At 69.2% G+C, this 26,104-nt stretch carries 23 protein-coding genes; 15 read left to right on the top strand and 8 right to left on the bottom strand.

Annotation, left to right across the window (positions count from 1 at the left end; all coding sequences use genetic code 11):
• Positions 1–5: 5 nt before the first annotated feature.
• From LC452_RS04515 to LC452_RS04505, 3 genes are all read right to left on the bottom strand, one after another.
• Complete coding sequence (locus LC452_RS04515; RefSeq protein ID WP_223622834.1) at positions 6–923, bottom strand: cation diffusion facilitator family transporter; 918 nt, start codon at positions 921–923, stop codon at positions 6–8.
• An 18-nt stretch (positions 924–941) separates the two neighbouring features.
• On the bottom strand, positions 942–2,348 hold the full coding sequence (locus tag LC452_RS04510; protein WP_223622833.1) for an MFS transporter: 1,407 nt from the start codon (positions 2,346–2,348) through the stop codon (positions 942–944).
• 63 nt (positions 2,349–2,411) lie between these two features.
• Positions 2,412–3,308 carry an Lrp/AsnC family transcriptional regulator gene (locus tag LC452_RS04505; protein ID WP_223622832.1) on the bottom strand — a complete coding sequence of 299 codons (897 nt, stop codon included), beginning with the start codon at positions 3,306–3,308 and terminating at the stop codon, positions 2,412–2,414.
• A gap of 222 nt (positions 3,309–3,530) precedes the next feature.
• Between LC452_RS04505 and LC452_RS04500 the strand changes: the two genes are divergently transcribed.
• The 4 genes from LC452_RS04500 to speB are packed head-to-tail and all read left to right on the top strand — an operon-like array spanning position 3,531 to position 9,144.
• On the top strand, positions 3,531–4,868 hold the full coding sequence (locus LC452_RS04500) for an MFS transporter (RefSeq protein WP_223622831.1): 1,338 nt from the start codon (positions 3,531–3,533) through the stop codon (positions 4,866–4,868).
• Positions 4,869–4,920: 52 nt separating this feature from the next.
• Positions 4,921–6,588, top strand: coding sequence for an amidohydrolase (locus tag LC452_RS04495; RefSeq protein WP_223622830.1), 1,668 nt, complete (start codon positions 4,921–4,923; stop codon positions 6,586–6,588).
• Positions 6,500–8,191, top strand: a complete 1,692-nt coding sequence (locus LC452_RS04490) for a thiamine pyrophosphate-binding protein (protein ID WP_263293780.1) — start codon at positions 6,500–6,502, stop codon at positions 8,189–8,191. Before LC452_RS04495 ends, LC452_RS04490 begins: the two co-directional genes overlap by 89 nt.
• 2 nt (positions 8,192–8,193) lie before the next feature.
• A complete protein-coding gene (speB, locus tag LC452_RS04485; RefSeq protein WP_223622828.1) occupies positions 8,194–9,144 on the top strand; it encodes an agmatinase in 951 nt (316 codons plus the stop codon).
• A gap of 61 nt (positions 9,145–9,205) precedes the next feature.
• Here the strand turns inward: speB and LC452_RS04480 are convergent, their stop codons facing one another.
• Both LC452_RS04480 and LC452_RS04475 read right to left on the bottom strand, forming a co-directional pair.
• Positions 9,206–10,033 carry a serine protein kinase RIO gene (locus tag LC452_RS04480; protein ID WP_223622827.1) on the bottom strand — a complete coding sequence of 276 codons (828 nt, stop codon included), beginning with the start codon at positions 10,031–10,033 and terminating at the stop codon, positions 9,206–9,208.
• Between the two features lie 93 nt (positions 10,034–10,126).
• Positions 10,127–11,287, bottom strand: coding sequence for a hypothetical protein (locus LC452_RS04475; protein WP_223622826.1), 1,161 nt, complete (start codon positions 11,285–11,287; stop codon positions 10,127–10,129).
• A gap of 113 nt (positions 11,288–11,400) precedes the next feature.
• Here LC452_RS04475 and LC452_RS04470 point away from each other — a divergent pair, with 113 nt between their 5' ends.
• Positions 11,401–12,591 carry an MFS transporter gene (locus tag LC452_RS04470; RefSeq protein ID WP_223622825.1) on the top strand — a complete coding sequence of 397 codons (1,191 nt, stop codon included), beginning with the start codon at positions 11,401–11,403 and terminating at the stop codon, positions 12,589–12,591.
• A 27-nt stretch (positions 12,592–12,618) separates the two neighbouring features.
• Here LC452_RS04470 and LC452_RS04465 read toward each other — a convergent pair whose 3' ends face one another.
• Entirely contained in the window at positions 12,619–13,533 is a 915-nt protein-coding gene (locus LC452_RS04465; RefSeq protein ID WP_223622824.1) for a helix-turn-helix domain-containing protein, read from the bottom strand.
• Positions 13,534–13,611: 78 nt separating this feature from the next.
• On the opposite strand from LC452_RS04465, the gene LC452_RS04460 reads away from it, so the two are divergent.
• Positions 13,612–14,073, top strand: a complete 462-nt coding sequence (locus LC452_RS04460; protein ID WP_223622823.1) for a DUF3817 domain-containing protein — start codon at positions 13,612–13,614, stop codon at positions 14,071–14,073.
• A gap of 15 nt (positions 14,074–14,088) precedes the next feature.
• Here the strand turns inward: LC452_RS04460 and LC452_RS04455 are convergent, their stop codons facing one another.
• A complete protein-coding gene (locus tag LC452_RS04455; RefSeq protein WP_223622822.1) occupies positions 14,089–14,766 on the bottom strand; it encodes a hypothetical protein in 678 nt (225 codons plus the stop codon).
• Between the two features lie 206 nt (positions 14,767–14,972).
• Between LC452_RS04455 and LC452_RS04450 the strand changes: the two genes are divergently transcribed.
• The 8 genes from LC452_RS04450 (at position 14,973) to LC452_RS04415 (ending at position 23,328) form a co-directional block, all read left to right on the top strand.
• Positions 14,973–16,244 (top strand): ABC transporter substrate-binding protein, encoded by a 1,272-nt coding sequence (locus LC452_RS04450; RefSeq protein ID WP_223622821.1) that lies wholly within the window; start codon positions 14,973–14,975, stop codon positions 16,242–16,244.
• A gap of 17 nt (positions 16,245–16,261) precedes the next feature.
• Complete coding sequence (locus LC452_RS04445; protein ID WP_223622820.1) at positions 16,262–17,167, top strand: carbohydrate ABC transporter permease; 906 nt, start codon at positions 16,262–16,264, stop codon at positions 17,165–17,167.
• Complete coding sequence (locus LC452_RS04440) at positions 17,164–17,991, top strand: carbohydrate ABC transporter permease (protein ID WP_223622819.1); 828 nt, start codon at positions 17,164–17,166, stop codon at positions 17,989–17,991. Before LC452_RS04445 ends, LC452_RS04440 begins: the two co-directional genes overlap by 4 nt.
• Before the next feature lie 19 nt (positions 17,992–18,010).
• Positions 18,011–19,219: an acyl-CoA dehydrogenase family protein gene (locus tag LC452_RS04435; protein WP_223622818.1), complete on the top strand. Its 1,209-nt coding sequence runs from the start codon at positions 18,011–18,013 to the stop codon at positions 19,217–19,219.
• A complete protein-coding gene (locus LC452_RS04430; RefSeq protein WP_223622817.1) occupies positions 19,216–20,583 on the top strand; it encodes an NtaA/DmoA family FMN-dependent monooxygenase in 1,368 nt (455 codons plus the stop codon). Before LC452_RS04435 ends, LC452_RS04430 begins: the two co-directional genes overlap by 4 nt.
• Positions 20,584–20,622: 39 nt before the next feature.
• Entirely contained in the window at positions 20,623–21,033 is a 411-nt protein-coding gene (locus LC452_RS04425) for a hypothetical protein (RefSeq protein ID WP_223622816.1), read from the top strand.
• A 9-nt stretch (positions 21,034–21,042) separates the two neighbouring features.
• Positions 21,043–21,792 (top strand): phosphotransferase, encoded by a 750-nt coding sequence (locus LC452_RS04420; protein WP_223622815.1) that lies wholly within the window; start codon positions 21,043–21,045, stop codon positions 21,790–21,792.
• 111 nt (positions 21,793–21,903) lie between these two features.
• Positions 21,904–23,328: an HNH endonuclease signature motif containing protein gene (locus tag LC452_RS04415; RefSeq protein WP_223622814.1), complete on the top strand. Its 1,425-nt coding sequence runs from the start codon at positions 21,904–21,906 to the stop codon at positions 23,326–23,328.
• A gap of 56 nt (positions 23,329–23,384) precedes the next feature.
• Here the strand turns inward: LC452_RS04415 and LC452_RS04410 are convergent, their stop codons facing one another.
• On the bottom strand, positions 23,385–24,038 hold the full coding sequence (locus LC452_RS04410; RefSeq protein WP_223622813.1) for a hypothetical protein: 654 nt from the start codon (positions 24,036–24,038) through the stop codon (positions 23,385–23,387).
• A gap of 200 nt (positions 24,039–24,238) precedes the next feature.
• Here LC452_RS04410 and dnaK point away from each other — a divergent pair, with 200 nt between their 5' ends.
• Complete coding sequence (gene dnaK / locus LC452_RS04405) at positions 24,239–26,104, top strand: molecular chaperone DnaK (RefSeq protein ID WP_223622812.1); 1,866 nt, start codon at positions 24,239–24,241, stop codon at positions 26,102–26,104.

The raw sequence follows: 26,104 nt of genomic DNA, 5'->3' as shown, positions 1-26,104 counted from the left end.
CCGACTCACCCGGCGGTGAACTCCAGCGACGGCTCATCGTCGACCGAGAGCGACAGCACGACGGTCTCGACCGCCTCGTGCGCCTCGATCCGCTTCTCGACATCGCGCAGCCGGCGGGCGACGTCATGCTCGAGCGCGTCGCCGGCGAGGTCGACCTCCGCGACGATGAACAGCCGGTTCGGTCCGACGTACTCGATGTGCAGGTAGGTGACGCGTTCGATCTGCGCCAGTCCGAGGAGAGCCGTGCCGACGCGGGCCCGCAGCTTCGGCGCCGCCGTCGTGCCCACGAGGAACTCGATGTTCCGGCGGATGAGGATGATCGCGACCACCGCGAGCAGGATGCCGACGAGGATGGATCCCACGGCATCCCACGCGGCGACGCCGGTCACCTGATGCAGGAGGATCGCGCCACCGGCGATCACGAGGCCGATGAGGGCTGCGGCATCCTCGAAGAACACGGCACGGAGGGTGGTGTCGCTCGTCTCCAGCACGAAGTCCCAGGTCGACGACCCGCGCTCCTTCGCCAGGCGCCGCGACTTCACCATCGCCTGCGTGAACGACGCGCCTTCCAGCACGAAGGCGATGCCGAGCACGATGTACGCGACGACCGGGCTCTCGACCGGCCCCGTCTCGGACAGCTCCTGGATGCCGTGCATGATCGACACGATCGCCCCGGCGGTGAAGATGCCGAACGCCGCGATGAGCGACCATACGAACGCGTTGCGTCCGTAGCCGAGCGGATGCCGGGCGTCCTTGGTGCGCGCGCCGCGGCGGTCGGCGATGAGCAGGAAGATCTCGTTGCCGGCATCCGCCCACGAGTGCGCCGCCTCGGCGACCATCGACGCCGACGACGTGATGACGGCGGCGATCGTCTTGGCGATCGCGACCAGGATGTTGGCGAGGAAGGCGATGATCACGGTCACGCGGTCAGGCTACTCCCGTCAGCGCGGCGCCTTCACCGGGAGCAGCAGCAGGAACCCGGCGATGAGGACGAGCACGATGCCGAGGATGCCGAACGCCGTCTGGCTCGTCGCCACGATGAGGATCGTCCACGCGCCCGAGGCGATCCAGCTCGCCGCACGACCGGTCGTGGCGTAGAGGCCGAAGATCTCGCCCTCACGGCCGGCCGGGGTGACGCGGGCGAGGAACGAGCGCGCCGCCGCCTGGGCCGGACCGACGAAGGCGCAGAGGATGAGGCCGCCGATCCAGAACACCATCGCCCCGCCGTCGCGCAGGAAGAACACCGCGAGACCCGCGACGACCATCGACCCGATCGAGGCGAGGATGATCCGCTTCGGTCCGAGGCGGTCGTCGAGGCGGCCCGCGAGGATCGTCGAGACGCCGGCGATGAGGTTCGCGGCGATGCCGAAGATGATGATCTCCTGGGTCTCGAAGTCGAAGACCGCCGTGCCGATGATGGCACCGAACGCGAAGACCCCGCCGAGACCGTCGCGGAAGACGGCGCTCGAGAGCAGATACCAGAACGTCGGACGGGTCTCGGGGTCGCGGTAGAGCCCGGCGACGTCCTTCACGAGCAGGGCGTACGACCGGAAGAAGCCGACCTTGCGCTCGGGGCGGCCGAGCGACGGCTCCGGCACGTTCAGGAAGATCGGGATGCTGAAGATGATCGTCCACACCGCGCATCCGACCGCGATCAGGCGGTAGGCGAGGCCGTTGTCTGTCGACATCCCGAACCAGTCGAACGTGTCGAGCACGACCACGATGACGAGGGCGAGGATGCCGCCGATGTAGCCGAAGCCCCAGCCGAGACCGGAGATGCGGCCGACGTTCTTCGGATTCGCGATGCCGATGAGCATCGCGTTGGAGTTCACCGCCGCGATCTCGCCGAACACGGATCCGGCCGAGATGAGTGCGACGCCGAGCCAGAACAGGCTGGGGGTCGGCTCGACGAACCACAGCCCGAGCATGCAGAACACCAGGGCTCCGGTGCCGATCCCGAGCCAGAGCTTCTGCCGCCCGGCGGCATCCGCCTGCTGGCCGAGCACCGGTGCGAGCAGCAGGATGCCGAAGGCGGCGATCGTCGAACCCAGCCCCAGCCCGGAGGCGAGATCGGCCTCGGCGGCCCGGCGCACCGGGTCGGACGAGTCGAGCGAGGCGATGTCGGCAGGGAGGAATCCCTCGCCGACGAGATACAGCGCCGTGAACACGAACGTGAGGATCACGGTGTTGAAGGGCTGCGTCGCCCAGTCCCACAGCGCCCAGGAGTACACCTGCTTCTTCGGCGCGGGTGTCTCGCCGCGAAGGTCCAGGCCGATCACGCCGACGGCTCCGCTGTTCGCGGCGGCAGGGGGCTCGGGTGTGACCGGGCGAGGTTCGGGTTCGCTCATGCTCGAAGTCTGGCGCTGCCCGGTGAACGGGCGGTGACGGCGCGCCGCGACGGTGCTCTCGCCTCACTCCGTGCGCAGCGGCCTCAGCGTGCGGGCGTAGTCCTCCTTGAGCACGGCCAGGTGCAGCCAGGCCTCGATGCGCGTGACGCCGGGGAGGGCGCGCAGGCGCTCGAGGCTCGCGTACAGCGCCCCGGCCGACGGCTCGACGAGCGTGGCCACCGCATCGAACCGGCCGAGCGTGCGCGCCGCGAAGTCGACGCCTCGCCCGCGCCGCAGCTCGTCGATCACCGCTTCGTCGTCGTCGCCGAGGATCATGCCGACACCCATCGACAGCTGCCGATGAGCCAGGCCCCGCGCCTCGACGGCGCTGATCTTGATGACCCCGCCGTCGATGAGACGCTGCACGCGGGTGGCGACGGCCGAGGGCGAGAGCCGCACCTCTTCACCGAGCGCGCGGAAGCTGCGCCGGCCGTCGGCCTGCAATTGCTCGATCAGCGCCTCGTCGATCGCGTCGAGCGTCACGCCGCCGTGGTACTCCGAGACGAAGAAGCCCTTGATCACCGTCGAGTAGATGATCGTGCTGATGTCGAGCACGCCCGTGATGGCGCGGATCTGCGCCAGCAGGTCGTGCAGCTCCGACATCGAGCCGACACGGATCTCGGTGACGACGTCATGCGAGCCGCCGACCGCAGAGACCAGCACCGTCTCGCTCATGTCCCGCAGGTGCTCGGCGACGAGCTCGACGGCGCCGTCGGTGCGGATCGAGACGTGGGCGAGCACGTGCTGCCCGAGGAACACCGGGTCGACGGCGGCGACCACCCGCACCGTGCGGTCGTCGAGCATCGCCTTCAGCCGGGCGGCGACGGCGGCCCGCGACTGACCGAGACGGACGGACAGGGAGCGGATGCTGGCGCGACCGTCCTCCTGCAGGGCACGGATCAGTTCGGCGTCGAAATCCATGTCATCCGTCCGATTCGTCACTTTCCCGGGAACGCTCGCGTGAGCGAACACATCTTCAGCATACGAACTACTGAGACCGGCGGGAAGACGACATCTGCACCGGTATCCGCTCACTACTCCAGTGAATGACTCTTCCCGCTGGAGTTCTGCCCTTGTCTCCGGCTCGGCGCGGTCGTAGCATCCTCCGGTACCCGACATCTTCCGCAAAGGAGCGGCACACCCATGACTTCCTCCACCACCGCAGGCACGCACAGCCGGGCGCGACGCGCCGGCTTCGCCGCCTTCGTCGGCACCACCATCGAGTGGTACGACTTCTACGTCTACGCGACGGCGGCCGCCCTCGTCTTCGGTCCGCTGTTCTTCCCGAGCGGCGACCGGCTCGCCGAGACGGCCGCGGCGTTCGCGACCTTCGCCGTCGCGTTCCTCGTCCGACCCCTCGGCGGCATCATCTTCGGCCACATCGGCGACAAGCTCGGCCGGCGCACCTCGCTCGTGATCACGCTGCTGATGATGGGCGCCGCTACGGTGCTCGTGGGCTGCCTGCCCACGTACGAGAACGTCGGCATCCTGGCCCCGATCCTCCTGATCCTGCTCCGCGCGATCCAGGGCCTCGCGGTCGGCGGCGAGTGGGGCGGCGCGGTGCTCATGAGCGTCGAGCACGCCCCCGAGAAGTCGAAGACCTTCTACGGCGGCTTCACGCAGCTCGGCAACCCGGCCGGCGCCCTGCTGGCCTCCGGGATCTTCGCGGTCATGACCCGCATGGGCGACGACTTCATCATCAACGGCGGCTGGCGCATCCCGTTCCTGCTGTCGATCGTGCTGGTCGGTGTCGGCTTCTGGGTCCGTTACCGCGTCGAGGAGACTCCGGTCTTCGAGTCGAAGGTCGAGGGCCGCAAGCAGTCCATGCCGCTCGCCTACGCTCTGCGCACGAACTGGAAGCCGATCCTGCTCGGCATCGGCATCCTGCCGATCTCGACGGGCGGCTACTACCTCGCCACGACCTTCGCCACCTTCTACGCCACCAACGAGCCGATCCTGATCAGCGAGCAGGTGATCCTGGATGCCATGACGATCGCCTCCTTCGTGGAGTTCGTCGTGACGCTCCCGATCGCCTGGTTGGGCGACAAGTGGGGCCGGAAGAACATCATGTACATCGGTCTGATCACCTCGGTGCTCACCTTCGTGCCGTTCCTGCTGATCATGCCCGGCCGAGTCGAACCGTTGATCTTCCTGTTCGCCTCCCTGGTGCGCATCGCGATGAGTGCGACCTACGCTCCGATCGCCGCGCTCCTCGCGCAGATGTTCCGCCCGCAGGCCCGGTACACCTCCCTCGCGCTGGCCTACGGTGTCGGCGCCGCACTCTGGGCCGGCTTCTCTCCCTGGTTCGCGACGCAGCTCATCGCCTGGACCGGCAGCATCTGGGCGGTCATCGCGATGTTCATCGGCATGGCCGTGATCGCCGGCATCTGCACGAAGCTCGCGCCCCAGCACTCGGACGAAGCGCCGGTCACGGCCTCCTTCACCGCCCGCACCGACACGACGGCGAACCGGCTGCCCTGATCGGCGCCGCATCCTTCACCGCCCGCACCGACACGACCGCGAACAGGCTCCCATGAGAAAGCTCACTCCCTTCGACCGCTCGGCTCAGACGACGCCGCGACTCCTCACGGCGCGGGCGATCCACACGGCGGATGCCGGGGCCACCACGGCCGCGGCGATGCTCACCGATCGCGGGCGGATCCTCGCGATCGGCAGCATCGACGAGTGCGAGGCCGCCGCGGACCGCGCCGGCCTCGCACCCGAACGGGTCGATCTCGGTGACGCGGTGATCGTCCCCGGCTTCGTCGACGCCCATGCTCACCCGTTGATGTACGGGCAGCTGATGACCTGGGTCGACTGCGGGCCCGAGAAGGCCGGCAGCATCCCCGAGATCGTCGCGCTGCTGCAGGCGGCCGCCGCCGAGACTCCCGAGGGGCGTCCAGTCCGCGGCTACGGCTACGAGCAGCGGAACCTCGCCGAGAAGCGGCATCCCACCCGCTTCGAACTCGACGAGGTCGCGACCGATCGCGAGGTGTACCTGATGAACGCGTCAGGCCACGGCGGCGTCGTCAACTCGCACACTCTCGCGGTGAACGGCGTCGACCGCGACACCCCGAACCCCGACGGCGGCGAGTTCTTCCGCGATGCCGACGGCGAGCTGACGGGTGAGCTGTCGGATGCCGCGTGCAACATCCTCACCGGCGTGCACGGGGTGAAGATCGGCCACCACGGCCCGAACTTCCACCTCGCCGACGAGCCCGAGGAGCACCTCCGCCAGCTGGATGCCGCGACCCAGCGCTTCCTCGCCGGCGGCGTCACCTCGATCGGCGACGCCCAGGTCACGCGCCGCGAGTTCGACATGTATCTGCGTCTCGCCGAGGCCGGGCGCCTCGAGCTGCGCGTGTCGATGTACCTGCTCTCGCATCTGCTCGACGAGGCGCTCGAGATGGGACTCGTCGGCCAGTTCGGCAACGCCCACCTCAGCTTCGCCGGCATCAAGCTCTACGCCGACGGCACGCTCGGCGGCTGGACCGCGTACTTCCCCGACGGCTACGTGGGCGACCCGTGCCGCACCGGCCAGCTGTACCACGAGCCCGCCGAGTACACCGCGCTGATCAGCAAGGCCCACGCCGCCGGCCTCCAGACCGCGACGCACGCCCAGTCGCCGACCGCGATCGAGATGGTCGTCTCTGCGATCGAGGCCGCGCTCGCCGAACGTCCGGATGCCGACGCCCGGCACCGCATCGAGCACTGCGGCCTGCCGACGCCCGAGCAGATCGAGCGGATGGCGGTCTCCGGCATCCGTCCGGTGAATCAGACGCAGCACTACTTCAACTGGGGCGAGGGCGTGGAGGAGGCCATCGGCACCCCGGGCGAGCGCTTCAACCCGCTCGGCGAGTTCGAGCGAGCGGGCGTGCCGTTCACGATCTCGTCGGATGCTCCGGTCGCCGAGCCCATCCCGCTCGAGGCCATCCAGACCGCCGTCACCCGCGTCACGCGCCGCGGGCACAAGCTCGGGCCCGACGATCTGCGGGTGTCCGCGCTCGCCGCGCTCCGCGCCCACACGATCGAGGGTGCGATCTCGATCGGACGCGAAGACGACCTCGGCTCGCTCGAAGTGGGCAAGTACGCCGACTTCGCCGTGCTCTCGGATGACCCGCTGGCCGTCGCGGGCGAAGACATCGCCGCCATCACCGTGCGTGAGACGTGGGTCGACGGAGAGCGGCGCCACCGTGCCTGACTCTGCGGAGGCCTACGCCGACACCGCGGGCCGGGCGGTGCTCGAGACCATCCGCGCCTATGGGGTGACCGCGATCTTCGGCATCCCCGGCACGCACAACCTCGAGCTGTACCGGCCGCTCGCCGACCTCGGCATCCGCGCGGTGACGAACCGCCACGAGCAGGGATCCGGCTACGGTGCCGACGGGTGGGCGCAGCAGACCGGGTTGCCGGGTGTCGTGATCACGACCTCCGGACCGGGACTGCAGAACGCCATGAGCGCGATCGGCACGGCGTTCTGCGAGTCGCGTCCGCTGCTCGTGCTGTCGCCCGGCGTGCCCCTCGGCGCGGAGTTCGCCGACGTCGGCACCCTGCACGAGACGAAGGATGCCACGGCCATGGTCGGCGCGATCGCCGAGTGGTCGCGTCGCGTGCAGTCGGCTGCTGAAGCCGTCGAGGCCGTGCACGATGCCTTCACCCTCTTCCGAACCGGTCGCCCGCGGCCTGTGCACATCGAGATCCCCCTCGATGTTCTCGAAGCCGCAGCCCACGTCCCCCTCGCGGATCGGAAAGCGCGCCCCGCGCCCGATCCTGCCGCGGGCGACCCCTCCTCTGTGGCGGATGCCGCGCGCCTGCTGGCATCCGCCCGCACCCCGGTGATCGTCGCCGGCGGGGGAGCGACGGATGCCGCCGCCGAGGTCACCGCGCTCGCCGACCGCCTGGGTGCCCCGGTGCTGACGACGCTCAACGGCAAGGGCGTCGTCGACGAGGGGCACCCGCTCTCGCTCGGATCGAACCTCCGGCTCGCAGCGGCCCGTGCCGTCGCCGAAGACGCCGACGTGCTGCTGGTGATCGGGTCGAAGCTCGGCGAGGCCGAGCTGTGGGCTCCCCGGCTGGAGGCGCGCGGCGCCGTCGTGCGCGTCGACATCTCCGCGGCGCAGCTCGACAAGAACCTCGGCGCGACGGTCGGGCTCGCGGGCGACGCGGCGGCGGTCGGTGCCGCGCTGCTCGCGGCGCTCCCGTCGGAGCCGCGACCCGCCCCTGACTTGTCGGCCGTCCGTGCGGCGATAGACGCCGAGATGCGCGAGACTGCGCCGGATGCCGTCGCCCTCGCCGAGATCATCGTCGAGGCCCTGCCCGACGACGCGATCGTGGCCGGCGACTCCTCGCAGATCGTCTACATGGCGCTGGGAAGCGTGCTGCAGGCGCAGCATCCGCACTCCCTGCTCTACACGCCCACCTACGCGACGCTCGGCTACGGCTTGCCCGCCGCGATCGGGGCGCGCGTCGCGCAGGCCGAGCGCCCGGTCGTCACCGTGATCGGCGACGGCGCGCTGATGTTCTGCGTGAACGAGCTCGTGACCGCGGTCGAGCAGCGGCTCGACGTCACGATCATCTGCGTCGACAACGGCGGCTATGCCGAGATCCGGCAGAACGAGGTCGATCGCGGAATGACCCCGATCGGCGTCGACCTCGTGCAGCCCGACTGGGCGACCCTCGCCGCGGCGTTCGGTGCGACCGGACGCCGGGTCGATCGCCGCGACGACATCGCGTCGAGCATCCGCGAGGCGATCGCCGAGGGCGGCGTGCAGCTCGTCCACATCCCCACCGGAAGACAGGACTGACCATGACCGACAACATCGGCCCCATCGACGCCTCCGTGAACCCCCGGTATTCCGGGATCGCGACCTTCGCCCGCCTGCCTCGGATCGAGGATGTGCCGCGCGCCGACATCGCCGTCGTCGGCATCCCGTTCGACTCGGGTGTGAGCTACCGCCCGGGCACGCGCTTCGGGCCGTCGCACGTGCGCGAGTCGTCGCGCCTGCTGCGCCCGTACAACCCCGCGCAGGATGTCTCGCCCTTCGCGATCGCGCAGGTGGTGGATGCCGGTGACATCCCGGTGAACCCCTTCGACCTCGCCGCCGCGGTGAGCGAGGTCGAGACCGCCGCGATCGCCCTCGGCGAGCAGGTGCAGCGCATCGTCACCATCGGCGGCGACCACACGGTCGCGCTGCCGCTGCTGCGGGCCGTCGCGGCCAAGCACGGCCCGGTCGCGGTGCTGCACTTCGACGCGCACCTCGACACGTGGGACACCTACTTCGGCGCCCCGATCACGCACGGCACGCCCTTCCGCCGGGCGAGCGAGGAAGGCCTGATCGACCTCAGCGCGAGCTGCCATGTCGGCACCCGCGGGCCCCTGTACTCGAAGCAGGACCTCGAGGACGACGAGCGCCTCGGCTTCTCGATCGTGTCGAGCGAGTACATCGAGGAGCACGGCGTCGAGGCCGCGATCGCGCGGATCCTGCAGCGCATCGGCGACAAGCCGCTGTACGTCTCGATCGACATCGACGTGCTCGACCCCGCACACGCCCCCGGCACCGGCACGCCCGAGGCCGGCGGTCTGACGAGCCGCGAGCTGCTGCGCATCCTGCGGGCCCTCGGCGCGCAGAACATCGTCGGCGCCGACGTCGTCGAGGTCTCGCCGGCCTACGACCACGCGCAGATCACCGGCATCGCCGCGAGCCACGTCTTGTACGAGCTCGTGAGCCTGCTGGCCTCGCAGGTCGCGCGGCCCTAGCCCCCGGCATCCGTCGACCGGAGCGGCGGCCGGCGGCATCAACTGCGACCGGAACACGTCCTCAGGCGTACGACGCGGCCAACAGCTCGGCGAAGAGCTCCTCCGGGTCGCATTCCACGCGCCGCCGGATGAACCAGTCGCAGATGTTGACGCAGTCGCGGTGCAGCAGATCCAGCCCCTGCGGATTCGCGATGATGTCGACGATCTGCGGCAGGTCGATCACCCGCACCCGGCCCTCGTGCACCAGCAGGTTGTACGCCGACAGGTCTCCGTGGGCGAAGCCGGCGGCAGCGAACACCCGCATGATCTCGACCACCTGGTCGTAGAAGCCGGCGAGCTCGACACGGTCGCTGCGCACCTGGGCGAGCCGGGGAGCAGCCGTGCCGTGCGCGTCGCCGAGGAACTCCATCAGCAGCTCGGTGCCGTTGACCTGCACGGGGTACGGCACGGGCGCGCCCAGCGCCCACATACGGCAGAGCGCCTCGAACTCGGCGAACGACCATTGGGCGGCCGCGACCTCCCGCCCGTGGCTGGACTTCCGGGCGAGGGCGCGCGCATCGCGTGTGTTCCGCGTGGTGCGACCCTCGGTGTAGACGGCCGAGCGGTGGAAGCTGCGATGCTCGGCCGAGCGATAGCGCTTCGCCGCGAGCAGCACGTGTTGCGCAGGGTCGCCGGGCACGGCGCGCTCCAGCAGGAACACGTCGGCCTCCTTACCCGTCTTGAGGATGCCGAACTCGGTGTCGAGAGCGCCGGCGGAGGTCACGACCCAGTCGGGCCAGGGCTCCGGCCCGCGTTCGGTGGGGGTGACGGCCGGCCACGTGGACCAGCGCTGGTTCTCGCCGGGTTCGACGTCGGCGAAGAAGAGTTCTGTTTCGAGAGGATCAGACAAGATGTGGCTCCGGAAGAGGAGGCCACACCAGGGATCAGGAGCGGGTGGCCTCGAAGGGAAGGTGGTCGGCGGAGAGCGCGACAGAGACGGTGTTCATGTCCTCAGCTCCTCCCGCTCGGGCCTTCCGGGCTCGTCCCGGTGCGTCGATGAGCCTAGGCCGTCCTCATCCGGCTTGTCCAGACCCGGGCGCCGTGCCTTCAGTCGAGCTTCTCGGGCGGCGTCAGCCGCACGAGCACCCCGTCGCCTTCGCCGCCGATCGCCACCACCCAGGAGTCGCCGGTCCAGACGGCGGCGTTCGCGCCGCACAGGAAGGGGAGCGGATGCTGCGCCTCGCCGTCGCTCAGCGAGAGTGCGTCCGTGCGGAACACCTCGGCCTTGGCGCAGCTCTCGCGCCGGGCGATCGCCTCTCTCGCCTCGGACGATCCGCCCACGGTCACGCCCCGGATCTTTGACTCCTCGGGCTCGCCGCCCCACCAGAGCGCGGTGCCGTCCGGACGGACCCACGGCGACGCGAGGATGGTCGGCCGCCTGTTCGTGCGCGCTCAGCTCGGCGCCCTCGGCATCCAGCACGATCCGCGCCGATGGCGTCGCCAGGTAGATGCGTCCCTCGGCGTCGACATCGAGGTCTACCGGCGGAACGCCGGGGAACGCGTCGGGGGCGTCCTGCAGCGAGAGCGGTGCGGTGTACAGCAGGGTCCTCGCACCGTCGTCGAGATCGACCCGCAGCAGCTGGTAGTCCAGATATCCGGTGGATCGGGGCTGATACCGCACGACGATCGCATCGCCGTCGTGCACGGCGATATCGCCGAACGCGAAGTCGCCGAAGTCGTCGTTGCTGACCGCCGGCTCGCGGGGCAGGTCACGCACCGTCATCGTCGTCGTGTCGATCACCGACAGCACCGGCGCGCGCTCGTTCCGGGTCACGACGAGCTCCGTACCAGACAAGGCAGCTATGGCGCCGCCACCCGCGAGCAGGCGGTCGTCTTCGCTGCGCGGCATCGCCAGGGTCTCTCCGTCGACGCCGACATGCAGCAGCGTCTCGCCCGATCGTGCCCAGAATCCGCCCGACCCGTCGGCCGCCAGTCCCTGCATCCCGAACGCGAAGTCGGTGCGTCCGATAGCGCTCTGGAAGGGGATCGGCTCCAGCGTCCAGTCGTCCGGGCCGACCTGCGGAGCGCAGCCGGCGACGAGAGCGCCGACTGCGACGAGACCGAACAGGCGCAGCATCCGCCCGCCCCTCGTGCCCGATCGCATGCCTCCCACTCTGGATGCGGCAGATGGGAGAAACCGGTGAGCCCCGGACGAATGGTCGGATGCCGCGGACGACCGGTCGGGCGACGGCATCCGATCTCGACCAGAGTGGAACCATGACGACGACAGCGCCCATCCCGACGACAGCCTCCTCGCGCAGCGAGCGGATGCCGTACGCCGCCCTCATCGTCATGATGCTGATGAGCTTCCTGCTGGTGACGGCCGAGTTCCTTCCGAACGGCGTTCTCACCGAGATGGCGGAGTCACTCCGCATCACGCCCGGACAGGCGGGCCAGACCGTCACGGTCACCGCGTTCGTCGGGCTCCTGGTCGCGCCGACGATCGGCCTCATCTTCCCGCGTCTCGACCGACGGTCGCTGCTGGTGTGGATGGCGCTCGCCGCGGCGGTGTCGAACCTCGTCGTCGCGATCTCGCCCAACCTCATCATCGTGCTGCTCGCCCGGTTCCTGCTGGGCGCCGCGATCAGCGCGTTCTGGTCGATGTCGATCACGGTCGCCGCGCGCATCGCCGGCCCCGAACGCCTCGGCCGCGCCGTCATGTTCACGGCCGCGGGCGCCTCGTTCGCCACAGCGGCCGGCGTGCCGATCGGTGTGATGCTGAGCGAGCTCATCGACTGGCGTGCGGTCTTCGCGCTGGCCGGCGTCGTCACCGGGCTGCTCGCGATCCTCCTGCGCACGCTGCTGCCATCGGTGCCGGCCGAGCGGGCGTCGAGTCTTCGGCTGCTGGTCGACACGGTGCGCCGCCCGGGCATCAGCCTCGGCATGATCGGGCACGTGCTGGTCGTGCTCGGCCACTTCCTCGCCTACACGTACGTGCGGCTCGCGCTCGAGCGCATCCCCGACGTCGACGCCTCGACCATCGTCGTGCTGCTCGCGCTGTTCGGGGCCGGCGGCCTGATCGGCAACCTCGTCATCGGACTCGTGATCGACCGCTCGTTCGCGTTCTTCGCCGTGTTCGCCCCGCTCGCGATCGCCGTCTCGGTGGCGTCGATGATCCTGCTCTCGGGCTCGATCGTCGGCATCGGGATCGTCGTGTTCGTGTGGGGCTTCTTCTTCGCCTCCTGGCTGATCGTCGCGAACACCTGGGTCGGGCACCGGATGCCGGATCGCCTCGAAGCCGGCGGCAGCCTCGTCGTCGTCGGCTTCCAGGCGGCGATCATGATCGCCGCGGGCGTCGGCGGCTTCCTCGTCGACACGCTGAGCGTCGAGCTGGTTTACACCGTCGGAGCGGCGATCCTGCTCGTCGGCGCCGTGCTCTTCGGGGCGTCGAACCGCATCAAGGCCTGACGCTGCGGCCTGAGCCCGTGCCGGGGTTCAGGCCGGGACCGGCGTGCGGTTCGCCATCCGCCACGACGACGGGGTCATGCCCGTGCGACGGCGGAATGCCCGGCTGAAGCCCTCGTCCGAGGAGTAGCCCAGCTCGCGAGAGACCTCGGAGACCGCGCGCCCGGCCTCGAGCATCCGCTTCGCCGCATCGATGCGCACCTCGGTGACGTAGTCGGCGGGGGAGCGGCCGATCGCGTTGCGGAACCGTTCCGCGAAGGTCGACCGCGACATCGCGCTCACGCCGGCGAGACGCTCGACGGTCCAGTCGCGGCCCGGCTCCTCGTGGATCGCGTCGACGACGCGGTCCAGGAACGGGTCGTTCGCCGGCGACGGCCAGCCCTGGGGTGCGCAGCCGTTGGCGGCCCAGGCGCGGATGACCGACAGCAGCACGGTCGTGGCCATCATCCGGCAGATCACGGGATCGCCCTGACGGACGCAGGACGCCGGGTCGACCAGCCCCATGTTCTCGGCGAGTGCCGCAGCGGCCGGCTCCAGGGCGTCGAAGCCGGTCACGGTGATGAACTCGGGCAGCACCGCGCGCAGCGTCGAGGCGGCATCCGCCAGCTCGAGGTCCATGACCATCAGACTCGCGTCGTCTTCGGCTTCGAGCGCGAACGGCGAACCGCCGAGAAGGAGGAACGCGTCGCCCGCGACGAGACGGTCGCGGCGGCCCTGCGGGTCGATCGTGAGTCGGCGCGAGCCGGGGTCGACGTCGAGGCGGCATCCCTCGCTCAGCGGCGGATGCCCGTGCACACTGCCTTCGGCGACGTAGACGAGCGTGATGGTGTCGTGGGGGATCGGCAGGAGGGTGCCGGTCGGGAGAGACAGGCGCCGGGCCACGCCGAGGCGCAGATCCACCGTGCTGAGCACCTGCGAGAGCGCGTCCGCGTCCACTGCCACCATGCATTCGCCAACGCCCTCGCGGGGTCGGGTATTCCGGTGCGCCCGGATACGCTGGAAGGACGCCACCCGAGGAGTTCCGTGTTCCGTACCCCCGACCGCCTGTTCCGAGTCCTCGCGATCGCGGAGGCGATCACCTGGACGATCCTGATCGCCGCGATCATCGCACGGGCCGTGGGTGCGCCCGGAGTCGTGGTCACGGTGGGCGGCGGCATCCACGGTTTCGTGTTCCTCGCCTACGCGGCGACCGCGGTGCTGGTCGCGCTCAACCAGCGCTGGCATGTCGGTGTCGGCATCCTCGCGGTCGCCAGCGCGATCGTCCCCTACGCGACGATCCCCACAGAGATCTGGCTGCACCGCACCGGCCGGCTCGACGGCGCATGGCGTCTCGAGGCGACCGACGATCCTCGCGATCTCCGCTGGTACGACCGGCTGATGCGCTGGTTCCTGCGCCGGCCTCTCGTGCTCGCGCTCCTGCTCGCCGTCGGCATCGTCGCGCTCTACGTCATCCTGCTGCTGGTCGGGCCTCCCGGCGGCAAGTGAGCTCCGTCGCAGGGCTCAGGGCGTGACGACGACCGCGTTCGCCTCGTTGACGAGCGCCATCGTGTCGGCGGCGTCCGCGCCCGTGCAGTCCACGATCACGTAGAGCCCGACGCCGGTCTGCGTGAAGGCGCGCGCCGCCATCAGCCAGGTGCGGTCGCCGTCCTCACCGATGACCTGACGGTTCTCGACGCCGCCACCGTGGCCGCCGACCTGGTAGCTGAACTCGCCGGTGTCCGCGACGGCGGTGATGTCGGCGGTCGTCGTGTTCAGGAGCACGCCGAGGATCGCATCGGAAGAGGCGCTGTCGTCGCCTGCCACGACCGGAACATCCGCGATGCGGCCCTGCCAGAACCGGGCTGTGCACGTGTCGTCGATCGTGCCGTAGGTCCACCCGCCGTTGCCGTCGTCGGGGGTGACCGTCTTCCAGCCGTCATCCGTCAGAAAACCGTCCCCCCATTCGATGGATGACGAGCTCGTGAGGTCGAGGCCTTCGGCGAAGGTGAGCGTCGTACCGCCGGTCGGCTCATCGGACCGTTCCTCTGAGGGCTCGGGCTCGCCGGACGACACGCTCTCCGACGGCTGAGCGGTCGGGATCTGTGCGAACAGGCACCCGCTGAGCGGCAGCACGGTAAGTGCCAGAGCGACGGCCGCGGCGAGACGGAACGGCGGGGAGACCTGCGAGGTGCGCATCATGGCGGTCAGCCTAGCTCCGGGCCCGGCAGTGCGGGATGGGCAGCCCTGCTCAACTCCTCGCGCGAAACGACTCAGCTCGGTGCGCCGATATATCGGAGCATGACGCTCTGTGTCGGGCGGGGTCGCGGGCGTACGAAACGATTCACTAGCGTGCAAACGCGGCCACTCCGGCCGGATCGCTTTCCCCGTACCCCCGAGGACCCCTCATGCACACTTCCCGAGCACGGCGCGCCGGCGCGCTCATCATCACGGCGGGCCTGGCCTTCGGCCTCAGCGCCTGCGCCATCTCCGACGGAACCGGCTCCGGAGGCGGCGACGACGACAAGACGCTGACCTTCTGGAGCTACTACCAGGGCACGCAGGCCGACTGGCTGCAGGCCCAGGCCGACGAGTTCGAGAAGAACAACCCGGGCGTGAAGATCGACATCGTCGAGACCGTCGGCGACCAGCAGGACCAGAAGCTCCTGGCCTCGGTCGCGACCGGCGACACCCCCGACCTGTTCATCAACAACATCGTCGTCGACTACCCGACGCTGGTCGCGGGCGGCGTGACGGCCGACCTCACGGAGTATTGGGACGGCTTCGCCGACAAGGACCAGTTCGGAGAATCCGCGGCCTGGTCGACCGATGACAAGGTCTACAACCTGCTCCCGTTCACGAACCTGATCGGGCTGTACTACAACCAGGACATCCTCTCGGCCGTCGGCATCGACACCCCGCCGACCACTCTCGACGAGCTGCAGGCCGACCTCGAGACCGTGAAGGCCGACGGGAAGTTCCAGGGCATCGCGCTCTCCGGCGCACCGACCGTCGAGGGTGCATGGCTGTTCGCTCCCGAACTGCTGGGCCTCGGCATCGACTACTGCAACTTCGAGGGCCCCGAGGTGGAGGCTGCATTCGACCGCGCCGAGACCTGGGCCAAGGCCGGCTACACGCCGCAGGCCACCGCGACCTGGGATCAGAACGACTCCTGGCAGCAGTTCGCCACCGGCGAGTACGCGTTCGGCATCAACGGCAACTGGCAGCTGGGCAATGCCGAAGAGGCGACGTTCGAGTACGGCACGACGCAGTACCCGGCGCCGGAGGGTGGCACGAGCGTCGTCTACCCGGGCGGTGAGGGCTTCGGCATCGGAGCGACCTCCGACAAGAAGGACCTCGCCTGGAAGTTCCTCGAAGAGGCCGTGCTGACCCCGGAGGCGGGCGAGTCGATCTTCACGATCGCGGGCTCCATCCCGGTGCGCGCCGATGTCGCCGAGCTCCCCGCCATCAAGGACAACGTCGCCGTGCAGCCGTTCGTCGCCGCCGCGCAGACCTCCGGCTCGTGGCCGAAGAACGAGAACACCGCCAACATCCAGAAGGCGCTGGGCGAGGCCGTCTCGAGCGTCCTCTCCGGGCAGAGCTCGGCGGCGGATGCCAGCGCTGCGGCGATCGCCGACATCAAGGCCGCGATCGAGGACGGCGGCGGCACCTGCTCGTGAGCTCCACCGTCCCAGCCGTGAATGCGGGGCGCCCGACCGGGCGTCCCGCATTCGCGCGCGCTCTCGCTCGCACCCCGATCTGGTTCCTGGTCCCTGCGATCGGGCTGCTTGCGGGCTTCGCCGTGTATCCGCTGATCGTGCTCATCCGGATGTCGCTCAGCGATGTCGGGCCGAGCAACATCGTCGGCGCCTGGCCGTTCATCGGCCTCGAGAACTTCGTCACCGTGCTCTCCGACGACGAGATCTGGCTCGCCCTGGCGCGCACGATCGGCGTCGCGGTGGTGCTGCTGGCATCCAACTTCGTCTTCGGATTCATCGGCGCCTCCATCCTCTCGGTCGGCGGACGCATCACCGAGACCGTGCTCGCCGTGATGGTCTTCGTCTGGGCTCTGCCCCCGATCGTCTCCGGCAGCGCGTTCAAATTCCTGCTCAACGACACGGGCCCGATCAACAGCGCGCTGGAAGCCCTCGGCATCCCTCCCGTCGCCTGGCTGAGCTCTCCCGATCTCGCCCTCTGGTCGGTGACGGCGATCATCGCCTGGGCCGCGCTGCCGTTCTCGGTGCTCGTGATCCGCGGCGCCCTGCTTGCCGTGCCGCACGACCTCCTCGAGGCGGCCGCGCTGGACGGTGCCGGGTACTGGCGCACGCAGCTGAGGATCGTGCTGCCGCAGCTGCGACCGACGCTCGGCATCCTCGCCATCCTCACCGTGCTCTATGCATTCAAGAGCTTCGACTTCTTCTACGTCACGACCAAGGGCGGCCCGGGCACCACGACGAACACGCTCCCGGTCCTCGCCTACAACACCGCGTTCTCCGGGTTCGAGATGAGCACCGGCGCGACCATCGCGCTCGTGTCGATGCTCGCGGTGGCGATCTTCGCCGTCCCGTACATCCGCGCCGTCCGTCGGGAGGAGCAGCCATGATCAGCCGCCGCCTCCGCACCACGTTCCGCATCGTCGCGATCGTGCTCGGCCTCGTCTACCTGCTGCCGCTGCTGTGGATCGTGCTGACCTCGTTCAAGACGAAGCAGCAGGTGCTGACCGACCCCAACGGCATCATCTTCACGCCCACGTTCGACACCTACGCGAACGTGATCGGCGACGGGGTCGGGGCGATCCTCACGTCGCTGCAGATCGCCGTGAGCGTCACCGTGATCGCCCTGCTCATCGCCGTTCCGGCCGCCGCGGCTCTCGCCCGCCGCGTCTCGCGGGGATGGAACCGCGTCATCACGGTGTTCCTCGCCGCTCTGCTCGTGCTGCAGATGGTGCCGCAGCCGATGACGGTCATCCCGCTGTACAGCGTGCTCGCCTCGTGGAAGCTGCTCGGAAGCCTCGGCGGACTCATCGTCGCCGACATCGCCCTGCTGCTGCCGTTCGCGATCATGCTGCTCCGGCCGTTCGCGCTGGCCATCCCCAACGCGCTCTACGAGGCGGCGGAGCTCGACGGCGCCGGACGCTGGCGCACCTTCCGCTCGCTCACGGTGCCGCTGCTCAGCAACGGCATCCTGACCGTCGTGTGCATCGTCTTCATCTCCGCCTGGGGCGAGTTCGTCTACGCGATCAACTTCCTGCCGCAGGGCGTCGTGCTGCCCGTCAGCGGACTGCTCGCGCAGCAGAACTCGACATATTCGGCGGAGTGGAACAGTCTGATGGCGCTGGCCGTGATCACCTCGCTGCCGCTGCTCCTGCTCTTCGTCGTGTCGCAGCGACGTCTGATCGCCGGGCTGTCGCTCGGTGCTGTGAAATGACAGCGTGAAATGAGAGACCATGCCTGACCTTTCCTCTGAACTCCTCCAGCGTCTGCGCGACGGTGCCGCCGAGCGCGACCGCAACCGCGAGCTTCCCCGCGCCGAGGTGAGGGAGCTGCTGGATGCCGGTTTCGGCAGTGCCCGCGTCCCGACCGAGCACGGCGGAGAGGGCGTCGACCTCGCGACCCTGTTCGCGCGGCTGATCGATCTCGCCGCGGCCGACTCCAACGTGGCGCACGTCTTCCGGGGGCACCTCGCGGTGATCGAGATGCAGAACTTCGAGCCGGATGCCGCGCGGCGCGACGCCTGGTACGCCCGGGCGCTCGCGGGCGACCTGGTGGGCAACGCCCAGTCCGAGCAGTCCGCGACGAGCGACCTGGCGACGACGCTGACAGAGGTGGACGGGGTGCTCCGCCTGAACGGTCGCAAGTACTACACGACCGGCAGCATCTACGCCGACTGGATCGACCTGTCGGCGCGCTACCGCGGCGAGGACCACCAGATCATCGTGTCGACGGCCACGGCGGGAGTCGAGTCGATCGACGACTGGGCCGGCTTCGGCCAGCGGCTCACGGGCAGCGGCACGACGACCTTCACCGACGTGGTCGTCGACCCGGAGCTCGTGCGACCGTACGCCCTCGATGACGACGGTTTCCGGCATCCGTACCTGATGGGGTTCTTCCAGCTCGTGCTGCTCGGCGTCGTCGCCGGCATCGGGCGGGCCGCGGTCGACGATGCGGTCGCGTTCGTGCAGCCGCGGCGACGGATCTTCGGATACGGGGGAGAGGCGTTCCCGCGGGAGGATCCGCTCGTGCAGACCGTCGTCGGCAAGCTGTCGTCAGCGGCGTTCTCGGCGCGCGCGGCCGTGCTCGAGGCGGCGCGTTCGCTGGATGCGGCGCTCGACGGCTACCGCAACGGCACCCCTGACGCCGAGGCGTTCACGCGGGCGCAGCTCGACGTCTACCGTGCGCAGCAGATCGTGCTGCCCACCGTGATCGAGGCGACGGCCGAGCTGTTCGAAGTCGGCGGTGCCTCTTCCGTCGACACGGGGCGAGGGCTCGACCGGCACTGGCGCAATGCGCGTACGATCGCCACGCACAACCCGTCCGTGCAGCGACAGCGCGCGATCGGCGACTGGGAGCTGAACGGAGTGCTCCCCCTGTTCAACCAGCCGCAGCCGAAGGCTTCGCCGGCGGACAACCAGGCGTCCGGGGAGGCCGCGAAGTGACCAAGCAGCTCATCGTCAACCTGTTCGAGATGGCGACACCCGGGCACATCACGCACGGGCTGTGGCGGCAGCCCGACAACCAGCGCGAGCGGTACGCCGACATCTCCTATTGGACCGAGCTCGCGCAGGTCGCCGAGGCTGCCGGGTTCGACGCGATCTTCCTCGCCGATGTCGTGGGTGCCTACGACGTGTACGACGACAGCTTCGAGCCGGCGCTCGAGCGCGGGCTGCAGATCCCGAACATCGACCCGCTGCTGCTCGTGGCCGCGATGGCGGCCGTCACGGAGCACGTCGGATTCGGCGTGACGTTCTCGACGACCTACGAGCCGCCGTTCGCGTTCGCGCGGCGCATGGCGACGCTCGACCACCTGACGAACGGTCGCGTGGGCTGGAACATCGTCACCTCGTACCTGCCCAACGCCGCCCGGAACTTCGGTCTCGCCGACCAGATCCCGCACGACACCCGCTACGAGATGGCCGCCGAGTACATCGAGGTGCTCTACAAGCTGTGGGAGGGCTCGTGGGATGACGACGCGGTCGTCGCCGACAAGGACGGCGGCACCTACAGCCGGCCCGGCGCCGTGCGCGCGATCGATCATGTCGGCACGCACTTCCGTGTCGCGGGTCCGCACCTGTCCGAGCCGTCGCGCCAGCGCGTGCCGCTGCTGTTCCAGGCATCCGCCTCGAAGGCCGGCATCGCGTTCGCCGCGCAGCACGCCGAGGTGCTCTTCACGGCCGACCGTCCGCCGGGAGCGCTGGAGCGCAACATCGCCGCGATCCGCGACGAGAGCGTGCACCACGGCCGGCGACCGGAAGACACCCGCTATGTCGTGATGGCCACCGTGATCGTCGCTCCGACCGAGGAGGAGGCGCGGGCGAAGTACGAGAACTACCGCACGTTCCGCGACCCCGAGGGGGCGTTCATCCACATGAGCGTGCCGTTCCATCCGCTGCAGCATCCATCCGACATCACGGTGCGCGAGGCGCTCGAACACGAAGGACGGCAGGACGTCATCGACGCCGGAGGACTCCCGCTGCACCTGACCGTCAGCCAGTTCGCGAGCGCCGTGGACGAGGCGTGGGATTCGCGCTTCCTCGCGGTCGGCGATCCGTCCCAGGTGGCGGACGTCATCGAGCGCTGGCTCGACGTCGACGGCATCGACGGCATCAACCTACGCCAGTACCACTCGTTCGACACGGCCAAGGACTTCGGCGAGTTCGTGGTGCCGGAGTTGCGTCGGCGCGGTCGGATGCGCGAAGCGTACGTGCCGGGGGAGACCCTGCGGGAGCGGATCTTCGGCGAGGGGCCGCGCCTGCCCGAGCGGCATCCGGCAGCGCGGTACCGCGGGGGCAAGAACCTTTAGCCCGCCGACCGGATGCTGTCGCTCACTATACTCGGCCGCATGCGGCTCCGCGCCATCGACCTGGTCGACGTCTTCGTGTACCTGGTCGTGCTGGCCACGTTCAGTCAGCTGTTCCCGGCGGTGATCTCGGAGTCTTTCCTCCTGAGCCTGCTGACGGCGATCCTGCTGAAGGTCGTGCTCGAGATCGTGGCCTGGGTGAAGAAGAAGGCGATCGTGCGCATCCGTTCGGATGCCGGAACGGCGCGGCGAGCGGTCGGAGTCGTGGTGCTGCTGCTCATCATGCCGGGCAGCAAGTTCCTGGTTCTCGAGCTGGTCGACCTGCTCTTCGGTGACGCCGTGTACCTCGGCGGGTTCTTCCTCGTGACCCTGCTCATCGTCGTGCTGATGCTCGCGCGCGGTGCTGTGCGGCGGGTGCTCGAGCCCGCAGCGCAGGCGTCTGCTCCGGGGTAACGTCGTCGGGTGGACGAAGAGGTTCTGGCGGGCGGGAACGCGAGCGGCACCGTGGTGCGCGTCGGCGACACGGTGCGAAAGCCGTGGACGGATGCGACGGCGAGCGTCGCGGGCTTCGTCAGCGCTCTTCGGGATCGGGGGATCGACGCGCCGGAACCGCGTGGACGCGACGAGCACGGGCGACAGGTCATCGAGTTCGTACCCGGGACACTCGCCATCGCGGGCGATCGACTCACCGGGGACGATCTTCGCCGTGTCGGACGGATGATCCGCGACATCCACGATGCGAGTGCCACGTATACGCCGCCGTCCGACGCGATATGGCGCACGGCGATTCCGGCGCCCGCAGCGGAAGTCGTGTGCCACAACGATCTGGCGCCCTGGAACCTCATCACCGGGGAGCGGTGGGTGTTCATCGACTGGGATGCTGCCGCGCCGAGCACCCGCCTCTGGGATCTGTCGTACGCGGCGCAGGCGTTCACTCTCTCCGACGGCGAGCGCGACCCCGCGCTCGCGGCTGCGGATCTCGCGGCGCTCGTCGACGGGTACGGCGCGGATGAGCGGATGCGCAGTGAGCTCCCTCGCGCGATGGAGGAGCGGACCGCGGCGATGCTGTCTCTTCTGGAGGGCGCTCGATCGACGGGGGTCGAGCCCTGGGCGACGATGCATGCGGACGGTCATGGGGCGCACTGGACGAGGGCGCTGCAATACGTGAGGGCGCATCGATCGCTGTGGGCTCGGGCGCTCGGGGGTGACTGACGCGGCCGCTCCCGTGCGGGTCTCAGAGCCGGCGGCACGGTATTCCGGTGTATCGCTTTTCGGCTTCTGATCTGGGGTTTGAATGTCGGTGGCCCGTGGTTGAGTAAGGGTATGACGGGGTTGGCGAACGCGACGATCGAGCAGGTGGGTGCACTGGGTGCGGTCACCGAGATGCTCGTCGAGGTCGAGCGCACGATCAGCAGCATGCAGGCGGTGCGCGATGGGTTCCTCGCGGTCGGGTCGCGGCTGGCGGTCGAGGTCGCAGGGCAGGCCGATTCGGTCGATGAGGCGGATCTGGCGTTGCGGACGGTGGCGGCGGAATTCGCGGCCGCGTTGCGCGTGTCGGATCGGACGCTGCAGCGACGCATGACCGAAGCTTCCTGGCGGGTGGAGCGTTTCCCGTTGGTGTGGCAGGCGCAGGGCGCCGGGCGGATCAGTGCCGGTCATGCCCGAGTGATCTGCGACGCCGCGGAGCATCTCGAGGATGCGGTGGATCGAGATGCGTATTCGGCGGAGATGGTCGGGTTCGCAGAGACGGAGTCCGCGAACCGGGTCGCACGGCGGGCCCGTCGGGTCGCAGAGCGTTTCCAGGCTCGTCCGATCGAGGAACGTCACAAGGATGCCCGCAAGAAGCGCGGTGTGTGGGTGAAAGACCTCGCCGACGGGATGGCAGAGCTCGGAATGCGCGGCCCGGCCGCGCTGGTCCACGGAGCCTTCGACCGGCTGACTCAGATGGCGGAATCTGTGCAGGAACAGTCGCCTCCGGCTGGGTCCGACACGGATGCTGCAGCTTCGGCACGCGAGAGCGCGTTCGGGCCGGGCGCGGATGCCGCGTGGACCGCAGGAGATGACGCAAGTGGGGCCGGTCCCGCCGAGGGCGGGGACGCCGGGCGCGCCGCTGCCGACGCCGGTGCCACCGCCGCGAAGGACCCTCGCGCCCTCGGTCAGATCCGGGCTGACCTCGCCCTCGACCTCCTTCTCACCGGGGCCCCGGCCGGACATGACACCGCGGGCGGGATGCTCGCCGCGATCACCGCGAACGTCTCGATCACCGTCCCCGCTACCACTCTCATGGGTCGGGGCACGACCCCGGCGGAGCTGAACGGGTGCATCCCGATCGACCCTGATACGGCCCGCCGCCTGGCGGGCGCGGCTTCCGGATGGGATCGCCTCCTCACCCACCCCTTCACCGGGGCACTCCTCGCCGTCGACCGCTACCGGCCGACCGCAGACCTCAGAAGACACCTCAGGGCACGAGACCAACGATGCCGGTTCCCCACCTGCGGGTATCCACCGCAGGACTGCGACATCGACCACCACCACGACGCGGCTCTCGGCGGCGGGACCACCGTCGAGAACCTCGGCCACCTCTGCCGCCGACACCACGTCCTCAAACACCACACCCCCTGGCATGTCGAGCCCCTCGCCGACGGGCTCTACGCCTGGACCAGCCCCACCGGCCAGACCTACATCGACAGACCCCCGCCCCCGAACACCGTCACCTTCACCGAGGACGACACCCCCGCTCCCTTCTGAGCAAACCCGCTTCTGAGGTCGGCGCGCGGCTGAACCGTCCGCGGAATGCGACCGCGTCACTCCTCCGGAGCTTCGACGGCGATGACGTTCTTCGACAGCACCTCCTGCGCGACAGGGCCGACCGGCTCTCCCTCGCATGTCACGATCACCCACACCGAATAGTCGGCCTGGACGAAGGCCCGAGCCGCCATGAAGTATCCGAACTCGTTGACCGTGTAGCTGAACTGACGGTGCTCCACGCTTGAGTCGCTGGATCCGTACCGCACGAACACGCCGTCCGAGAGAAAGTCCGCCCCGAGGAAGTCGTCGCCGGACTGATACGCGATGAGGGCGTCGGTCGCTTCCCGGTCATCCATCCCGTTCGCCTCGCCGAGGACCCCTCCGCGGAACGACGCCGTGCATGTTCCCGCGGTGTTCACATACGACCAGCGACCCGGATGCTGCGAGAGCTGGGCGCGCCACCCCTCGTCGGCGACGAGCCCGTCACCCCAGCTGATGTCCGTGCGCGGATCCAGCGTCGCCCCCTCGGCGAACGTGACGTCGCTCAGGAGGGACCCGGCCTGCGAGGTCGACGTCGGATCCGCTGACGGACGCGCGGCCGCGCTCCCTGCCTCGCGGGCGACCGGCGGGGACGAGCATCCGCTCGAGAAGGTGAGCACGAGAGCGAGCACGGCGGGCATGGTGGCCGATCGGCGGGTACGTGAAGTCATGGTCAGGGAGCCTAGGCATGCGCAGCATCCGCCTGATCCGCCCTGTGGATAACTCTCCGTCGACAAAGTTGAGCCGATTCATATCAACTTTGTTTTGACACCGATGGACCCTCGGGGTACAGTTGAGTCATCGCGACTCAGGTTTCCTGATCGCCGCAGATTTCCCCACCAGAACGAACTTCCAACAAAGGAGAAAACACATGGCACGTGCTGTCGGTATCGACCTCGGAACCACCAACTCCGTCGTCAGCGTCCTCGAGGGCGGCGAGCCCAAGGTCATCGCCAACGCCGAGGGCTTCCGCACCACCCCGTCGGTGGTCGCCTTCACCAAAGACGGCGAGGTGCTGGTCGGCGAGACCGCCAAGCGCCAGGCCGTCACCAACGTCGACCGGACGATCTCTTCCGTCAAGCGCCACATGGGCACCGACTGGAGCTTCGACGTCGACGGCAAGAAGTGGACGCCGCAGGAGATCTCCGCGCGCATCCTCATGAAGCTCAAGCGCGACGCCGAGTCGTACCTCGGCGACACGGTGACCGACGCGGTCATCACGGTCCCCGCGTACTTCAACGACGCCGAGCGCCAGGCCACGAAGGAGGCCGGCGAGATCGCGGGCCTCAACGTCCTGCGCATCATCAACGAGCCGACCGCCGCGGCCCTCGCCTACGGTCTCGACCGTGGCAAGGAAGACGAGCTCATCCTGGTCTTCGACCTCGGTGGCGGAACGTTCGACGTCTCCCTCCTCGAGGTGGGTAAGGACGACGACTTCTCGACCATCCAGGTGCGCTCGACCGCCGGTGACAACCGCCTCGGCGGCGACGACTGGGACCAGCGTCTCGTCGACTTCCTGATCAAGCAGTTCAAGGAGACCACGGGTGTCGACGTCTCGGGCGACAAGATCGCCCTGCAGCGTCTGAAGGAGGCTGCGGAGCAGGCGAAGAAGGAGCTCTCCTCCTCGACGTCGACCAGCATCAACCTGCCGTACCTGTCGCTGACCGACTCGGGCCCGGTGTCGCTGAGCGAGACCATCACGCGCGCGAAGTTCGAGGACCTCACGAAGGACCTCCTCGACCGCACCAAGAAGCCGTTCGAAGACGTCATCCGCGAAGCCGGCATCAAGGTCGCCGACATCGCGCACGTCGTGCTCGTCGGTGGATCGACGCGTATGCCCGCCGTCGCCGAACTCGTCAAGCGCGAGGCCGGCAAGGAAGCCAACAAGGGCGTCAACCCGGATGAGGTCGTCGCCGTCGGCGCCGCCCTGCAGGCCGGTGTCCTCAAGGGTGAGCGCAAGGACGTGCTGCTCATCGACGTCACCCCGCTGAGCCTCGGAATCGAGACCAAGGGCGGCATGATGACCAAGCTCATCGAGCGCAACACGGCCATCCCGACCAAGCGCAGCGAGACCTTCACCACGGCAGACGACAACCAGCCGTCCGTCGCGATCCAGGTCTTCCAGGGCGAGCGCGACTTCACCCGCGACAACAAGCCGCTCGGCACGTTCGAGCTGACCGGCATCGCCCCGGCCCCCCGCGGCATCCCGCAGGTCGAGGTCACCTTCGACATCGACGCCAACGGCATCGTGCACGTCTCCGCCAAGGACAAGGGCACCGGCAAGGAGCAGTCGATGACGATCACGGGCGGCTCGTCGCTGTCCAAGGAAGACATCGACCGCATGGTGCGCGAGGCCGAGGAGAACGCGGCCGAAGACAAGAAGCGCCGTGAGGCCGCCGAGGTCCGCAACCAGGCCGAGACCCTCGCCTACTCGATCGACAAGCTGATCAAGGACAACGAGGACAAGCTGCCGGCCGACGTCAAGGAGTCGGTCCAGGCCGACGTCGACGCCCTCAAGACGGCTCTCGCCGGCGAGGACGACGACGCCGTGAAGACCGCGTTCGACAAGCTGAACGAGTCGCAGGGCAAGCTCGGCGAGGCGATCTACGCGACGTCCCAGGCGGATGCCGCAGCCGGCGCCCCCACCGACGGCGAGGCCCCGACGGCCGATGACACCTCCTCCGACGAGGATGTCATCGACGCCGAGGTCGTCGACGACGAGGAAGACAAGAAGTAA

It is taken from the genome of Microbacterium sp. EST19A (assembly GCF_019969685.1).
GTDB lineage: Bacteria > Actinomycetota > Actinomycetes > Actinomycetales > Microbacteriaceae > Microbacterium.
Note: the sequence above shows the minus strand (reverse complement) of the source record. Positions and strands in the feature narration are given on the sequence as shown.

Bases quoted from the DNA above. Each gene is read 5' to 3' on its own strand.
- LC452_RS04510 (WP_223622833.1), bottom strand. From the start codon at position 2,348: ATGAGCGAACCCGAACCTCGCCCGGTCACACCCGAGCCCCCTGCCGCC.
- LC452_RS04505 (WP_223622832.1), bottom strand. From the start codon at position 3,308: ATGGATTTCGACGCCGAACTGATCCGTGCCCTGCAGGAGGACGGTCGC.
- LC452_RS04500 (WP_223622831.1), top strand. From the start codon at position 3,531: ATGACTTCCTCCACCACCGCAGGCACGCACAGCCGGGCGCGACGCGCC.
- LC452_RS04495 (WP_223622830.1), top strand. From the start codon at position 4,921: ATGAGAAAGCTCACTCCCTTCGACCGCTCGGCTCAGACGACGCCGCGA.
- LC452_RS04490 (WP_263293780.1), top strand. From the start codon at position 6,500: ATGACCCGCTGGCCGTCGCGGGCGAAGACATCGCCGCCATCACCGTGC.
- speB (WP_223622828.1), top strand. From the start codon at position 8,194: ATGACCGACAACATCGGCCCCATCGACGCCTCCGTGAACCCCCGGTAT.
- LC452_RS04475 (WP_223622826.1), bottom strand. From the start codon at position 11,287: ATGCGATCGGGCACGAGGGGCGGGCGGATGCTGCGCCTGTTCGGTCTC.
- LC452_RS04470 (WP_223622825.1), top strand. From the start codon at position 11,401: ATGACGACGACAGCGCCCATCCCGACGACAGCCTCCTCGCGCAGCGAG.
- LC452_RS04465 (WP_223622824.1), bottom strand. From the start codon at position 13,533: ATGGTGGCAGTGGACGCGGACGCGCTCTCGCAGGTGCTCAGCACGGTG.
- LC452_RS04455 (WP_223622822.1), bottom strand. From the start codon at position 14,766: ATGATGCGCACCTCGCAGGTCTCCCCGCCGTTCCGTCTCGCCGCGGCC.
- LC452_RS04450 (WP_223622821.1), top strand. From the start codon at position 14,973: ATGCACACTTCCCGAGCACGGCGCGCCGGCGCGCTCATCATCACGGCG.
- LC452_RS04440 (WP_223622819.1), top strand. From the start codon at position 17,164: ATGATCAGCCGCCGCCTCCGCACCACGTTCCGCATCGTCGCGATCGTG.
- LC452_RS04435 (WP_223622818.1), top strand. From the start codon at position 18,011: ATGCCTGACCTTTCCTCTGAACTCCTCCAGCGTCTGCGCGACGGTGCC.
- LC452_RS04425 (WP_223622816.1), top strand. From the start codon at position 20,623: ATGCGGCTCCGCGCCATCGACCTGGTCGACGTCTTCGTGTACCTGGTC.
- LC452_RS04415 (WP_223622814.1), top strand. From the start codon at position 21,904: ATGACGGGGTTGGCGAACGCGACGATCGAGCAGGTGGGTGCACTGGGT.
- LC452_RS04410 (WP_223622813.1), bottom strand. From the start codon at position 24,038: ATGACTTCACGTACCCGCCGATCGGCCACCATGCCCGCCGTGCTCGCT.
- dnaK (WP_223622812.1), top strand. From the start codon at position 24,239: ATGGCACGTGCTGTCGGTATCGACCTCGGAACCACCAACTCCGTCGTC.